Origin of the sequence: Salipiger pallidus, from assembly GCF_014643635.1 — a bacterium.
In the GTDB taxonomy this organism is placed as follows: domain Bacteria; phylum Pseudomonadota; class Alphaproteobacteria; order Rhodobacterales; family Rhodobacteraceae; genus Salipiger; species Salipiger pallidus.
Genome location: NZ_BMJV01000006.1, coordinates 168,854 through 181,826, shown reverse-complemented (window position 1 = coordinate 181,826; position 12,973 = coordinate 168,854). Strand labels below are relative to the sequence as shown.

Sequence of the window (12,973 nt, the reverse complement as noted above, 5' to 3'; positions counted from 1 at the left end):
CAATGGCCACCGTTCCCGTCACCGACGCGACATTCGACGAAGAAGTGAAGAACTCCGACATCCCCGTAGTGGTCGATTTCTGGGCCGAATGGTGCGGCCCCTGCAAGCAGATCGGCCCGGCTCTGGAAGAGCTGTCCGAACAGTATGAAGGCAAGATCAAGGTTGCCAAGATCGACGTGGACAAGGATCAGGTGATGGCCGCCCAACTGGGCGTTCGCGGCATTCCGGCGCTGTTCATGTTCAAGGACGGCCAAGTCATCTCGAACCGCACCGGCGCGGCGCCCAAGGCTTCGCTGGAAAGCTGGATCAAGGAATCCATTTAATTCTCGTCCACCTCGGACGACTGCAAGGCCCCGCTTCGGCGGGGCCTTCTGCTTTTCGGAGCCGCCCGTTTCCCATATGTCTGCGGCGACCTATCTGACCCCTCGGGTTGTGGCGCAGCTGATGCGCCCCCATATGGCGGCAGACACGAACACAGGAGACGACACTATGGCCGACAAGGAATTCCCCGGCTGGCATGGCACCACGATCATCGGCGTCCGCAAGGGTGGCGAAGTGGTGGTCGCGGGCGACGGACAGGTGAGCCTTGGCCAGACCGTCATCAAGGGCACCGCCCGCAAGGTGCGGCGCCTGTCCCCCGGCGGCTATGACGTGGTCTGCGGCTTTGCGGGTTCCACCGCCGACGCCTTTACCCTGTTGGAGCGTCTGGAGGGCAAGCTTGAGAAGACGCCGGGCCAGCTTCAGCGCGCCTGCGTCGATCTGGCCAAGGACTGGCGCACGGACAAGTATCTGCAAAAGCTCGAGGCGATGCTGATCGTCACCGACGGCAAGGATCTCTACGTCATCACCGGCGCCGGCGACGTGCTGGAACCCGAGCATGACATCGCGGCGATCGGGTCGGGCGGCAACTTCGCCCTCGCCGCCGCGCGCGGCATGTACGACAGCGACAAGAGCGCCGAGGACATCGCCCGTGGCGCCATGGCCATCGCGTCGGACATCTGCGTCTACACCAACGGCAAGCTGACCGTCGAACAGATCTCGGCCTGAGAGGACACCCCATGACTGACCTGACCCCCCGCGAGATCGTCTCGGAGCTCGACCGGTTCATCATCGGCCAGCAGGACGCCAAGCGCGCCGTGGCCGTGGCCCTGCGCAACCGCTGGCGCCGCAAGCAGCTCGGTCCCGACCTGCGTGAAGAGGTCTATCCCAAGAACATCCTGATGATAGGCCCCACCGGCGTCGGCAAGACCGAGATCTCCCGCCGCCTCGCAAAACTCGCCCGCGCCCCCTTCATCAAGGTCGAGGCCACCAAGTTCACCGAAGTGGGCTATGTGGGCCGTGATGTTGAACAGATCGTGCGCGATCTCGTGGACAGCGCCATTGCACTCACCCGTGAATACATGCGCGAGGACGTGAAGGCCTCGGCCCACAAGGCCGCCGAAGAACGCGTGATCGAGGCCATTGCCGGCTCCGACGCCCGCGAGAGCACCCGCGAGATGTTCCGCAAGAAGCTGCGCAACGGCGAACTGGACGACACCGAGATCGAGCTCGAGGTGGCCGACACCACCAACCCCCTTGGCGGAATGGAGATCCCCGGCCAGCCCGGTCAGATGGGGATGATGAACCTCGGTGACATCTTCGGGAAGGCCTTTGGCGGGCGCACGACCCGCAAGAAACTGCGCGTAGCCGAAAGCTACGAGATCCTGATCCAGGAAGAGGCGGACAAGCTGCTTGATGACGAGGTGGTCAAGAAGGCCGCCGTGGAGTCGGTCGAGCAGAATGGCATCGTCTTCCTCGACGAGATCGACAAGGTTGCGGCGCGGCAGGAAACCCGTGGCGGCGACGTGTCCCGCGAAGGCGTGCAGCGCGACTTGCTGCCACTGATCGAAGGCACCACCGTGAGCACCAAACATGGGCCGGTAAAGACCGACCACATCCTCTTCATCGCGTCGGGAGCGTTCCACATCGCCAAGCCGTCGGACCTGCTGCCGGAGCTTCAGGGTCGCCTGCCGATCCGGGTGAACCTGCGGGCACTGACCGAGGATGATTTCGTCCGCATCCTGACCGAAACGGACAACGCCCTCACCCGCCAGTACACGGCGCTGATGGCCACCGAAGAGGTCACGGTCACCTTCACAGACGACGGCATCCACGCGCTGGCCCGCATCGCCGCCGAGGTCAACGATAGCATCGAGAATATCGGCGCCCGCCGTCTCTACACGGTGATGGAGCGGGTGTTCGAAGAGCTTTCCTTCAACGCGCCGGATCGCGCTGGCGAGGAGATCGTCGTCGATGCGGCCTTCGTCGAGACCTATCTGGGAGAGTTGACGAAATCCACGGACCTCAGCCGCTACGTGCTGTGATGTCGCCAAGACGAGGGGCCAGCCCCTCGCGCTCCCCGGCGTAGTTGGTAAAAGAAGAAGGGGCGGGCTCGGTGCCTGCCCCTTTTCGTTACACGAAGGTTAAACTGCGCTTGGTTAAGCCAAGGTTAAAGCCTTGGCGCGAACCAGTTGGTTACAACAAGGTTAAATTTCGGTGTCGACTTGCTTCATTACACCAAAACCGAGTCTTAGTGGCCACTCAGGGTTACACCAAGGTTAAACCCGCCAATGGCTTGCTTGTTCACATGAAGGTTAAAAGAAAGCACCGCCGAGCATGACATGCAGCTGACGGGCCCACACCATTCTTCACCGGTCGCCGTGATCCTGTCATCACCCAAAAAACCGAGGCGGTGCTTGGCCAGAAGGATGAAAACAAGGCCATGCGCCTTGACCGACAGCTATCGGCAGGCCCACGGACATCCTTCTTAGACGTCAAAGCCACATGCTCAAGACGCGGCAAGCCGGAGCTGAAAGACCTGCAGCCTGTGTTCAACCAACGAGCGTTGTATCGAGGACAGGCCCCGAGCCCCCTCGATCAGTGCAAGCCGCCCTGATGTGCTGAAGCAGGCCGCTCGCAGTGGTCGCGGCGGCGGGATCGGCCACCTAGGTTAAGCCAAACTTAATGCGCTGCCGCCGGAGGAGGCGACACGCCTAGTCTTCTTCTCTTGAAAAATACGCCCGCCGGAAGCGGTCCGGCGGCAGCCTCTAGGCGCGCCACCAACGTTCCGCGAAACGGGCATTGTCCATGGCCATGGCACTGCCGATGGTGGCCGGGGTTGCCACCCGCTCGCCGGTGGCCTGCAGGTGATTTGCAAAGACCGGCAGCAACAGGCCACCCTCGTCACACAGGATCTGCTGCATCTCGGCATAAAGCCCACGGCGGCGGGTGCCATTGAGTTCCGAGCGGGCTTCGGACAGGAGAGACTGGAAGCGCGGGCTTTGCTCCATGCCCCATTGGGTATCGTTCCACGGGGCACCGTGCTGCAGCGCAGTTGACAAAATCCAGTCCTCGGTCACCCGGCCCGACCATGCGCTCGCGGCGAAGGGGCGGCGTTGCCAGCTTTCCTGCCAGTAGCTCTCGGAGGGCTCGCGCTGTGGGGTGATCTCAATCCCGGCGGTGGCCGCAGAAGCAGCGAAGAGAGCTGCGGCCTCCTCGGCCCCGTCGAAGGCGGCGTCAGAGACCGACAAGGGCAGGCTCAGACCCTCGAGGCCGGCCATGCGCAGGTGATGGCGGGCAAGATCCGGGTCGAAGGGCGCAGGCGAGAGCTCGGCGGCGTATTGGTTTCCGGGGCCGATGGGGCTGTCTGCCGCGATGCGGCCATGACCTTTCAGCACCTGCGCGAGGATCGCCTCGCGGTCGATGGCGTGGCGCAGCGCCTTGCGGACGTGCAGCGCATCGAAGGGCGCGGTGGCGGTACGCATGGCAAACCCGACACTCTGGTTTCCGGCGATGTCCTGCAAGCGCAGGTTCGGGTCCGTGGCAAGCCGCGCAGCGCGGTGCGCACCCACCCGGTCCACCGTATCCACCTGCCCCGACCGCAGCGCCGACACCCGTGCCGCGCCATCACCCAGCGCGGTGAACTCGAGCCTGTCGAACCATCCCGCCTGACCGTCTTTGTAATGCGCTTCGACCCTGCGGCCGATGAAGCGGCGGCCCGGCTCGAAGTGTTCGACCCGGTAGAGGCCGGTGCCGATACCCTCGGCCATGGCGCGCACCATCTGACCAGAGGGGTAGATCACCAGCCGCGGATCGGCCAGCAGCCAGGGGAAATCCGCGTTCGGCGCGGCAAGGGTGAAGCGTAGGCGATGATCCGACAGACGCTCGGTCTGGGCAATGCCGGCCACCAGCGGGTGGGCCCCCGACACCGATCCCGGTTCCACGTGAAGGCGCAGCGATGCGATGACGTCATCCGCCACGAAGGGCGTGCCATCGTGGAAGCGAACATCCTTGCGTAGGCTCATGGTCCAGACGAGCGCGCCCTCGGACGCCTGCCAGTCGGTGGCCAGCTCTCCACGGAGGCTGCCGTCGGCGGCGACCTCGGTCAGCGTGTCGAAGACGGCGCCATGCCCGGCGGCCAGCATGAAAAGCCCCATGTGCCTGCGTGCATCCCAGCTGTCCGAGGGATGCGCCCCGCTCAGCCCCGCGCGCAGTGTGCCACCCGACCGCGCGGGTGCGGCGGCAAGCCCCGACGCGCCAAGGACGGCGGCCGCGAGGGCGGACTGGATCAGGCGACGTCGGGCAAAGCCGCTCATCTTCGGGCTCTCCTGAGCTCTGGGGCTGCGAAATCAGACCGGACGAATGTAACCGTCCTGCTCATCCTGTAAACCCGTGGCCTTGGCGATCTGATCCATCACGCGCACAAGTTCGGCACTGATCCCCGGCTCGGACAGGGCGTGGCCGGCGTTGCGGATCATCCGCAGCTCGGCGTCGGGCCAGGCCTGCGCCAGCTCCCACGCGCGGCGGGGCGGGCAGATCATGTCGTAACGTCCCTGCACGATGGCACCGGGGATGCCGTGCAGACGATCCACGTTGTTCAGGATCCAGCCGTCTTCCTCGAGGAAGCCCTCGTTGACGAAATAGTGGTTCTCCAGCCGGGCGAAGGCCCGGGCGTAATCGCCGGGGGCCTCACCGCCGTTGCCGTTGGAATAGACCGACGCCAGCGCATTCTCCCACGACGACCAGGCTCGGGCATAGCGGGTTTCATCCCTCGCATTCCCCGAGAACAGGCGACGGTGGTAGGCGCCGATCAAGTCATCATGTTCGTCTTCGGGGATAAGGTCGGTAAACCGCGCCCAGGGTTCGGGCCAGAACTGCCCCGCGCCACCGCCGTAGAACCAGTCAAGCTCCGCCCGGGTCATCATGAAGACGCCGCGCAGCACGAGGTGACGCACCCGGTCCGGATGGCTGATGGCATAGATCAGCGACAGCGTCGCGCCCCAGCTGCCACCGAAGACGACGAACTTGTCGATCCCGAGGATCTCGCGGATGCGTTCGATGTCGCGCACGAGGTGCCAGGTGGTGTTGTCCTCGACCGAAGCGTGGGGGCGCGAGCGTCCGCAGCCGCGCTGGTCGAACAACACCACGCGGAACACCCGCGGATCGAAATAGCGGCGCATGGTGGGGGAGCAGCCGCCCCCCGGTCCGCCATGCAGCACGATCACCGGCACGCCATGCGGGTTGCCGCACTGCTCCATATAGATCTTGTGCCCATCTCCCATGTCGATCATGCGTTGATCAAACGGGTCGATTGGCGGGTAAAGGTGATGCACTGCGCTTTTTTGGCCCGAGAACTTGTCCATGACCGAACTATATTGGCATGAAGACCCGAAAGACCATGAGGAAATTGATCCGATGAGCGTGACCGTCGATCCGTCCGAAATTGCCAAGTTCGAGGCCATGTCTGCGGAATGGTGGGACCCGCATGGCAAGTTCAAGCCGCTGCACATGATGAATCCTGTGCGGCTCGATTACATCACGAAGCAGGTCGCCGGTGAGTTTTCGCGCGATCTGAACGCGGACCGCCCGTTCGAGGGGCTGCGCATCGTCGATATCGGGTGCGGCGGTGGCCTTCTGTGCGAACCCATGGCGCGGCTTGGCGCCATCGTAGTGGGCGTCGACGCGGCCGAGCGCAACATCCCCGTGGCGCAGCTTCATGCGGAGCAGGAAGGCATCGACATCGACTACCGCCACACCACCGCAGAAGCGCTTGCCGCCAGTGGCGAGCGGTTCGACGTGGTGCTGAACATGGAGGTGGTGGAACACGTGGCAGATCCGCTGGCCTACCTGACCGCTTGCCGCGAGCTGCTGAAGCCAGGCGGGCTGCATCTTTGTTCGACGCTGAACCGCAATGCGAAAAGCTTTGCGATGGCTATCGTCGGGGCCGAGTGGGTCATGCGCTGGCTGCCCAAGGGCACCCATGAGTGGTCCAAGTTCATCACCCCGGACGAGCTTTACGACCTGCTTCGGCAGGCGGGAATGACCCCGGTGGACCGCAAAGGCTATGTCTTCAACCCGGTCAGCTGGTCTTGGCGCATCTCGGAGCGCGACCTGTCGGTGAACTACGTCACCGCCGCGCTGGCACCCGGGGACCGGGCCATGGAAGAGCAAGGCGCGGGAGAGCAGGCATGAGCGTGATCCCCGATGGCAATGTCCTCTTCGTGGTGGACATCGAATACGCGGTGCCCTTCGAAGAGGTGCAGCCGGTGCTGCCCCCGCATATGGAGTTTGTGAAGCGCTGCTTTGCCGAGGGGCATTTCCTTGTCTCCGGGCCCAAGACCCCGCGCTCGGGCGGTGTCGTGATCGCCACTGCACCGGACCGCGCCGCGATCGAGGCGTTGATCGCAGGGGATCCGTTCTGCACCGAAGGCGTTGTCACCGTGACCATCACGGAATTCGGCGTCTCCAACATGGCGGACGCCCTGCGCTGAACTCCGCTTATGGCATCCCGGAGCGGCGCCCCGGCAGTGAGGCGGCGGGAACCATCCACTGCCCCTGCCGGTTCGGTCTGCAACGCGCTCCTGAAAGGCCATTTTACATGAACCGTCTCTCCACGCTTGCTCCGGTCGCCCTTGCGCTCGGTCTCTCTCCCGCCGTTGCGCTGGCGCAGGATGAGGATGATGCGAAACGTATCCTACTGACCGGTGCAGAGGTCGTCACCATGGAAGGTGGATGGACAGAGCCCGAACGGCTGGACCTTCTGGTCGAAGGCGACCGCATCATCGAGATGGGCCCAGAGGTTGACGGTGCGAACGCCGAGGTCATCGACCTGTCGGGGCAGCTTCTGATGCCGGGGCTTGTGGACACCCACCGCCATCTGTGGACCTCGCTGGCGCAGGGAGAGGACATTGATGCTATGGCCGGGGGCTGGACCCCCGAGGCCGCGACGCTTGCGGTGAAGCTCGGTCTCGCGCAGGCGGTGAATTCCGGCATCACCTGGGTGAACAACGCCGCCACCAACCTGCAGGGACCCGAATATGCACGGGCCGAAATCACCGCGATGCGCGACAGCGGCGTGCGGGGGCGTTTCTCCTACGGGTATTCACAAACCGCCGAAAGTGACGCGGCAATGGATCTTGAGGATCTGCGCGCCACGCAGGAAGGCTGGGAATTCGGGCGCATCGGCCTCGGGGTGGCCCTACGTGGGCCTGACCGGTCGGAACCCGCTGTCTGGCAGGACGAGGCGACCAGCGTGGACAAGCTCGGGCTACCAATGACCTTTCACATGGCCGAAACCGAGGAAGCCGCCGGTCTGCACAACGTGCTCACGATTGCCGCAGACGATATGCTGGGACCGAACGTTCAGGTGGTCGGCATGGGCGCGGCGCCGATAGAGGACCTGCAGGCTCTGGCGGACAGCGGTGCGGCCCTGATGCTGGACCCTGCCACCGGCGACAGACCCTTCCATGATACCGCGCTGCTGGCGGAAACCGATCTCGGGCTGGGCCTTGCCGTCGAGAACGCGCTGCCGGACGGAACGGTCGACATGTTTGAAACCATGCGGAAGACTGCTGCCGCCGGTCGCAAGGATGCAGGCGATCACCCTGCCCCACCCGCGGAAGCGGTGCTCGACTGGGCAACCCGGCTGGGCGGCGTTTCGGTGCAGGCACCCGATGGCACCGGAGAGCTGGTCGAAGGCGGGCTTGCGGACATCATTGCCATCTCGCCCGACGGGCTGGGCTCGGGCGAAGGGCTCGCTGCGCGGATCATCGACGGAGTGTCCCCCGACGACGTGACCTTCGTCATGATCGGAGGCGACATCCACAAGCAGGACGGCACACTGACCCTCGTGGACCTCGAAGCGCTGGGACAAGAGGCGGCGAAAATGCGCGACAGCCTTTCTGCCGAGGCCAAGGCTGAGCCGGAACCCGAAGCTGAGACTGAAGACCATCCTGAGGCCAAACAAGACAGCGCCGAGGCGTCCCAGTAAAGCTCAGTCAGCCTCGAGCTTGATACGCAGCTCGCGCAGCACTGGCAGGGCCGCCTTGACCTTGTCGTTGCCCAGTTCGGCGACCATGCCCTCGATCACCGGGGCCATGGCCTGAAGCGCGTCCTCGCGGGCGCGCTTTCCTGCGGGGCTGATAGCGACCATCTTGCGCCGGGCATCATCCCAGTCCGGCCGAATATGGACGTAACCGGCCATCTCAAGCTTGGCGAGCGTGTTGGTCATCGCCCCACGCGTGACGTGAAAGCTCCGCGCCAGCTGGGCCGGGCTCTTTTCCTCGGCGACGCGGGCGAGGTGATTGAGCACCGAAAAATGCGAGATTTCCATGCGATTCGGCAGCACTCGTGTCAGCCGGTTGCGCAACATCTGTTCTGCCATGAGCAGTTCACTGAACAGCGAGATGGCGATGGCATTGCGATTGTCGGTCATGTCGGCGGTGCGAAAGGTCGATCGTGTTGAAGCGCCGGGATCTGGCTGCGAGCCTTCTGGACGCGCGCAAGGTCGAGGTCAACCAGCAGCATGCCGGGCCTTTCCCCGGCATCGGCCAGCACCTTCCCCCAAGGATCGACCGCCAGAGAATGACCATGAGTGGCACGGGGGCGCCCCTCGCGTACCGAATGCTGTCCGCATTGAGCGGGTGCCAGCACGTAGGCGCCAGTCTCGATGGCGCGGGCACGCAACAGTGGCTCCCAGTGTCCGGGACCGGTAGCGGGAGAGAACGCGGCCGGCACGGTGAGGATCTGCGCCCCAGCCTTGGCAAGGCTGCGGTGCAGTTCGGGAAAGCGCACGTCGTAGCAGACGGTCATACCGACCTTGGCAAACTCACAATCGGCGATCACCGCGCGATCCCCCGGCGCGAAGCCTTCGGATTCGCGGTAGGTTTCGGTCTCGGTCACCTGCACGTCGAACATGTGCAGCTTGTCATAGCGCGCGACGATCCCGCCATCGGGGCCGATCATGATCGACCGGTTGGCAAAGCGGGTCTCGGGCGGCTCGGATTTCAGCGCAATCGAACCCAGAAGCACCCAGATCCCCGCCTTCGCCGCCTCGTCCCGCAGGCCGGCAAGGACGACATCCTCCGCCTCGGGGCGCAGCACCTCGGCCTGATGGCGGCGCGAGGAGGACACGCAGTTGGTCACCTCGGGCGTCAGGACAAATCCTGCGCCCTCGGCCACCGCACCGCGCAGCGCCTCGCGCACCATGGCAAGGTTCTCGGACGGATCGTCCGACGAGGTGATCTGAAGCAGCGCCGCCCGCATCAGCCCGCCAGCAGCGTATCGAGCTTGCCGTCCCGATCCAGAGCGTAAAGCTCATCACAGCCGCCCACGTGGGTGTCGCCTACGAAGATCTGCGGCACGGTGCGCCCGCCGTTGGCGCGCTGGGTCATCTCGGCCCGGCGGTCCGGTTCGGCGCCCACGTCGATTTCGGTGAACTCGGCGCCCTTCTGTTTCAGCAGGCGCTTTGCCGCGTGGCAGAAACCGCAAAGTTGGGTGGTGTAGATTTCGATCGGTTGCATCGTCAGGCCCTTCATATGTCGTAAAGTATCAGAAGGGATCTAGGCATCCTTTGCAACGCGTGCCAGCACCGCAACACAAACTTCGGTGGCCCCGGCATCAAGACAAGCCTCGGTCGCTGCCCAGAGCGTCGCCCCCGAGGTCATCACATCATCCACCAGCAGCACCTGCCGCCCCTCCAGTAGCCGCGTGCGCGCCGGGTTCGCCACGAGCACATCCCCCAGCGTGAGGAACCGTTCCTCGCGCGAAAGGCCGTCTAGGCTGGGCGTATGGCGCACACGGCGCAGAGCATCGGGGCACCAGTCGATATCAAGCTCGCGCGCGATGCCCCGGGCCAACAGGGCCGCCTGATTGTAGCGGCGCTTCAGATGGCGGCGCAGGTGAAGCGGGATCGGCACGGCGATGGTCCTGGGTCCGACCACGCCGCGCGCCCTGTGGGCCATCCAGACCGCCCCGGCGGCGGCAATGTCCTGACGATCGCCGTGCTTCATCCTGAGCACCAGCACGCGGGCATTGTCGCGGTAGAGCAGAGGCGTCACAGCGCGGGTCCACGGCGGAGGTCTCTGCAGGCAGGCATCACAGAACTCAAGCTCATCAGACTCGCCCGGCAGAGGCGCGCAGCAGGTGGTGCAGGACAGCCCCGCGGTAAAGGGGGTGCTCCCCCAGCAGGTGCCGCATAGTCCGAAGTCCTGCTCAACAAGACCGCCGCACATCAAACAGCGCGGCGGGTAGACAAGGCGCAACAAGGTTTGCAAGGCGGGGGCGAACATTCTAAGCAAACCTCCATGTCCAGCCCGTCCAAGCCAGATCCCCTGATCGACCGCCCCGCCCTTGACCGGCACCGCGCTCGTGCTGCGCGCAGCGGCGCAACATTCCTGCACGAGGCCGCCCGCGACGAGGTGCAGGATCGCCTCATGGTGGTTAACAGAGAGTTTAGATCTCCGGTGGTGGTGACGGCATTTCCGCAAGTCTGGGAGGGGCTGCTGCCCGGGCTGCGCTGCATTCCCGACACCGAGGTGCTGGACCTTGCCGAAGGCGCTCATGATCTGGTGATTCACGCCATGGCGCTGCACTGGGCCAATGATCCGGTGGGCCAGCTGGTGCAATGCCGGCGGGCGCTGAAGGCCGACGGGCTGTTCCTGGGCATGTGCTTTGGTGGTCAGACCCTGACCGAACTGCGTGCCGCGCTTGGTCAGGCCGAGGTCGAGGTGACCGGCGGGCTGTCCCCCCGCGTGCTTCCCATGGGCGAGATCCGCGACCTTGGCGGCCTGCTGCAGCGCGCCGGGTTCGCCTTGCCGGTGGCCGACAGCTACACCCTGACCGCCAGCTATGAGACCGCGCTGCACCTGATGCGTGACCTGCGCGCCATGGGCGAGACCAATGCCCTTGCGGCCCGCCTGCGCCGCCCCACCCGGCGCGGGATCATGCTGCGCACTGCCGAGCTTTACGCCGAAGGCTTTGCCGGCCCCGATGGTCGCGTGCCCGCCAGCTTCGAGATCGTCACGCTCACCGGCTGGACCCCGGACGACAGCCAGCAAAAACCCCTGCGCCCGGGCTCTGCGGCACAACGTCTCGCCGATGCCCTGAACACCAGTGAAACCAACTTGAACGATTGATAACCCCCGCGGTCGCGATACCTAAACGACACGCCCAGTATGAAGGTCAGGACCATGCTCGACACCCCCGCCAGCCGCCCGGTACACGCTCCCACCGACCACCCCGAGGTGACCGCGCCCAAGGTGGGCGTCCTGCTGGCGAACCTCGGCACGCCCGACCATTACAGCTACTGGCCGATGCGCCGCTACCTGAACGAATTCCTGTCGGACAAGCGGGTCATCGATTACCCGGCGTGGAAGTGGCAACCGCTGCTGCAGACGGTGATCCTTGGCAAGCGGCCCTTCAGCTCGGGCGCGAACTACAAGTCGATCTGGAACGAGGAGCTGAATGAATCGCCCCTCATGACCATCACCAAGGCCCAGACCGCTGCCATTGCCGCGAAGATGCGCGAGGCCTATGGCAGCGACGTCATGGTCGATTTCTGCATGCGCTACGGCAATCCGTCGACGCAGTCCAAGGTCGATGCCATGGTCAAGGCTGGCTGCCGCAAGATCCTGTTCTTCCCGCTCTATCCGCAATACGCAGGCGCCACCTCCGCCACCGCGAACGACCAGTTCTTCCGTGCGCTGATGGACCAGACCTGGCAGCCCACAGCTCGTGTCGTGGACCCCTACTTCGAGCATCCGCAGTATATCGAGGCGCTGGCGCAATCGGTGGAACGCGGCTACGCGGCGATGGAGGACAAGCCCGACATCCTCGTGGTCAGCTACCACGGCATGCCGAAACGCTACCTGATGCAAGGCGACCCCTACCATTGCCAGTGCCAGAAGACGACGCGCTTGCTGCGCGAACGGCTGGGCTGGGACAAGACCGAGATCACCACGACCTTCCAGTCGGTCTTTGGCCCCGAGGAATGGCTCAAGCCCTACACCGTTGATCACGTCGCCGAGCTGGCAAAGCAGGGCAAAAAGAAGATCGCCGTCATCGCGCCCGCCTTCAGCGCTGACTGCATCGAGACCCTCGAAGAAATCAACGAAGAGATCCGCGAAAGCTTTGAGCATGCGGGGGGTGAGCGTTTCACATACATCCCCTGCCTCAACGATGACGCGGCGCATATCGACGCGCTCAGCACCGTGATTTCCGAGAACCTTGGCGGCTGGGTCTGACGACCCACTGCCTCTCTCGCTCTCGGGATGCCCCATCCCGGAAATGAAAAAAGGCGGTGCCGAAGCACCGCCTTTTATTTTGTCTGTCGAACGCCTGAGGCGATCAGTCAGCCGAAACGGCGGCTGCGACCACTGCCAGCAGAACCAGCGGGATCAGGATGCCGGCCGAAGAGGACGACTGCTGGGTCTCTTCCACGACGACAACGGGTTCCATGACCACGTCGTCTTTGGCGTAGGAGCCAGCCATTGCGGTGGATGCAGTTGCGGCGAGCACAGTTGCGAGAGCGAGTTTCTTCATGATATCCTCCAGATAATTGCTTGACGTAGGACGATTTTTTCCACGTCAAGATCTTAAGACTTACCTCGTAATCAATTTCTAAGCAGCAAATCATGGCGATTGCAACGCTACTCGC

At 64.3% G+C, this 12,973-nt stretch carries 15 protein-coding genes; 8 read left to right on the top strand and 7 right to left on the bottom strand.

What is annotated here, in order from left to right; all coding sequences use genetic code 11:
• Positions 1–2 precede the first annotated feature (2 nt).
• The 3 genes from trxA (at position 3) to hslU (ending at position 2,363) form a co-directional block, all read left to right on the top strand.
• Entirely contained in the window at positions 3–323 is a 321-nt protein-coding gene (trxA, locus tag IEX41_RS15040) for a thioredoxin (protein WP_188791076.1), read from the top strand.
• Positions 324–489: 166 nt separating this feature from the next.
• Positions 490–1,047 carry an ATP-dependent protease subunit HslV gene (gene hslV / locus IEX41_RS15035; RefSeq protein ID WP_188791075.1) on the top strand — a complete coding sequence of 186 codons (558 nt, stop codon included), beginning with the start codon at positions 490–492 and terminating at the stop codon, positions 1,045–1,047.
• Between the two features lie 11 nt (positions 1,048–1,058).
• On the top strand, positions 1,059–2,363 hold the full coding sequence (hslU, locus tag IEX41_RS15030) for an ATP-dependent protease ATPase subunit HslU (protein ID WP_188791074.1): 1,305 nt from the start codon (positions 1,059–1,061) through the stop codon (positions 2,361–2,363).
• Between the two features lie 723 nt (positions 2,364–3,086).
• On the opposite strand, the gene IEX41_RS15025 is transcribed toward hslU, so the two are convergent.
• Together IEX41_RS15025 and pip are read right to left on the bottom strand one after the other, a co-directional pair.
• The gene (locus tag IEX41_RS15025) at positions 3,087–4,634 is read right to left on the bottom strand and encodes an ABC transporter substrate-binding protein (RefSeq protein ID WP_188791073.1); all 1,548 of its coding nucleotides are present in this window, start codon (positions 4,632–4,634) and stop codon (positions 3,087–3,089) included.
• A gap of 33 nt (positions 4,635–4,667) precedes the next feature.
• The gene (gene pip, locus IEX41_RS15020; protein ID WP_188791072.1) at positions 4,668–5,681 is read right to left on the bottom strand and encodes a prolyl aminopeptidase; all 1,014 of its coding nucleotides are present in this window, start codon (positions 5,679–5,681) and stop codon (positions 4,668–4,670) included.
• Between the two features lie 52 nt (positions 5,682–5,733).
• On the opposite strand from pip, the gene ubiG reads away from it, so the two are divergent.
• The 3 genes from ubiG to IEX41_RS15005 all read left to right on the top strand — a co-directional run bounded on the left by ubiG (position 5,734) and on the right by IEX41_RS15005 (position 8,308).
• Complete coding sequence (ubiG, locus tag IEX41_RS15015) at positions 5,734–6,510, top strand: bifunctional 2-polyprenyl-6-hydroxyphenol methylase/3-demethylubiquinol 3-O-methyltransferase UbiG (protein ID WP_188791280.1); 777 nt, start codon at positions 5,734–5,736, stop codon at positions 6,508–6,510.
• Positions 6,507–6,809, top strand: a complete 303-nt coding sequence (locus IEX41_RS15010; RefSeq protein WP_188791071.1) for a YciI family protein — start codon at positions 6,507–6,509, stop codon at positions 6,807–6,809. The genes ubiG and IEX41_RS15010 overlap by 4 nt, the downstream gene beginning before the upstream one ends.
• 107 nt (positions 6,810–6,916) lie before the next feature.
• Positions 6,917–8,308: an amidohydrolase family protein gene (locus IEX41_RS15005; RefSeq protein WP_188791070.1), complete on the top strand. Its 1,392-nt coding sequence runs from the start codon at positions 6,917–6,919 to the stop codon at positions 8,306–8,308.
• Positions 8,309–8,311: 3 nt separating this feature from the next.
• On the opposite strand, the gene IEX41_RS15000 is transcribed toward IEX41_RS15005, so the two are convergent.
• The 4 genes from IEX41_RS15000 to IEX41_RS14985 are packed head-to-tail and all read right to left on the bottom strand — an operon-like array spanning position 8,312 to position 10,607.
• Positions 8,312–8,752 carry a MarR family winged helix-turn-helix transcriptional regulator gene (locus IEX41_RS15000; RefSeq protein WP_188791069.1) on the bottom strand — a complete coding sequence of 147 codons (441 nt, stop codon included), beginning with the start codon at positions 8,750–8,752 and terminating at the stop codon, positions 8,312–8,314.
• The gene (locus IEX41_RS14995) at positions 8,749–9,582 is read right to left on the bottom strand and encodes a carbon-nitrogen hydrolase family protein (RefSeq protein ID WP_188791068.1); all 834 of its coding nucleotides are present in this window, start codon (positions 9,580–9,582) and stop codon (positions 8,749–8,751) included. Before IEX41_RS14995 ends, IEX41_RS15000 begins: the two co-directional genes overlap by 4 nt.
• A complete protein-coding gene (gene grxC, locus IEX41_RS14990; RefSeq protein ID WP_188791067.1) occupies positions 9,582–9,839 on the bottom strand; it encodes a glutaredoxin 3 in 258 nt (85 codons plus the stop codon). Before grxC ends, IEX41_RS14995 begins: the two co-directional genes overlap by 1 nt.
• Before the next feature lie 39 nt (positions 9,840–9,878).
• Positions 9,879–10,607 (bottom strand): ComF family protein, encoded by a 729-nt coding sequence (locus IEX41_RS14985; protein ID WP_188791066.1) that lies wholly within the window; start codon positions 10,605–10,607, stop codon positions 9,879–9,881.
• Positions 10,608–10,622: 15 nt separating this feature from the next.
• Between IEX41_RS14985 and IEX41_RS14980 the strand changes: the two genes are divergently transcribed.
• Complete coding sequence (locus IEX41_RS14980) at positions 10,623–11,453, top strand: methyltransferase domain-containing protein (protein WP_188791065.1); 831 nt, start codon at positions 10,623–10,625, stop codon at positions 11,451–11,453.
• A gap of 54 nt (positions 11,454–11,507) precedes the next feature.
• Positions 11,508–12,560: a ferrochelatase gene (gene hemH / locus IEX41_RS14975; protein WP_188791279.1), complete on the top strand. Its 1,053-nt coding sequence runs from the start codon at positions 11,508–11,510 to the stop codon at positions 12,558–12,560.
• 103 nt (positions 12,561–12,663) lie between these two features.
• On the opposite strand, the gene IEX41_RS14970 is transcribed toward hemH, so the two are convergent.
• Positions 12,664–12,858 carry a ferrochelatase gene (locus tag IEX41_RS14970; RefSeq protein ID WP_188791064.1) on the bottom strand — a complete coding sequence of 65 codons (195 nt, stop codon included), beginning with the start codon at positions 12,856–12,858 and terminating at the stop codon, positions 12,664–12,666.
• Positions 12,859–12,973: the final 115 nt, after the last annotated feature.

Bases quoted from the DNA above. Each gene is read 5' to 3' on its own strand.
- trxA (WP_188791076.1), top strand. From the start codon at position 3: ATGGCCACCGTTCCCGTCACCGACGCGACATTCGACGAAGAAGTGAAG.
- hslV (WP_188791075.1), top strand. From the start codon at position 490: ATGGCCGACAAGGAATTCCCCGGCTGGCATGGCACCACGATCATCGGC.
- hslU (WP_188791074.1), top strand. From the start codon at position 1,059: ATGACTGACCTGACCCCCCGCGAGATCGTCTCGGAGCTCGACCGGTTC.
- IEX41_RS15025 (WP_188791073.1), bottom strand. From the start codon at position 4,634: ATGAGCGGCTTTGCCCGACGTCGCCTGATCCAGTCCGCCCTCGCGGCC.
- pip (WP_188791072.1), bottom strand. From the start codon at position 5,681: ATGGACAAGTTCTCGGGCCAAAAAAGCGCAGTGCATCACCTTTACCCG.
- ubiG (WP_188791280.1), top strand. From the start codon at position 5,734: ATGAGCGTGACCGTCGATCCGTCCGAAATTGCCAAGTTCGAGGCCATG.
- IEX41_RS15010 (WP_188791071.1), top strand. From the start codon at position 6,507: ATGAGCGTGATCCCCGATGGCAATGTCCTCTTCGTGGTGGACATCGAA.
- IEX41_RS15005 (WP_188791070.1), top strand. From the start codon at position 6,917: ATGAACCGTCTCTCCACGCTTGCTCCGGTCGCCCTTGCGCTCGGTCTC.
- IEX41_RS15000 (WP_188791069.1), bottom strand. From the start codon at position 8,752: ATGACCGACAATCGCAATGCCATCGCCATCTCGCTGTTCAGTGAACTG.
- IEX41_RS14995 (WP_188791068.1), bottom strand. From the start codon at position 9,582: ATGCGGGCGGCGCTGCTTCAGATCACCTCGTCGGACGATCCGTCCGAG.
- grxC (WP_188791067.1), bottom strand. From the start codon at position 9,839: ATGCAACCGATCGAAATCTACACCACCCAACTTTGCGGTTTCTGCCAC.
- IEX41_RS14985 (WP_188791066.1), bottom strand. From the start codon at position 10,607: ATGTTCGCCCCCGCCTTGCAAACCTTGTTGCGCCTTGTCTACCCGCCG.
- IEX41_RS14980 (WP_188791065.1), top strand. From the start codon at position 10,623: ATGTCCAGCCCGTCCAAGCCAGATCCCCTGATCGACCGCCCCGCCCTT.
- hemH (WP_188791279.1), top strand. From the start codon at position 11,508: ATGCTCGACACCCCCGCCAGCCGCCCGGTACACGCTCCCACCGACCAC.
- IEX41_RS14970 (WP_188791064.1), bottom strand. From the start codon at position 12,858: ATGAAGAAACTCGCTCTCGCAACTGTGCTCGCCGCAACTGCATCCACC.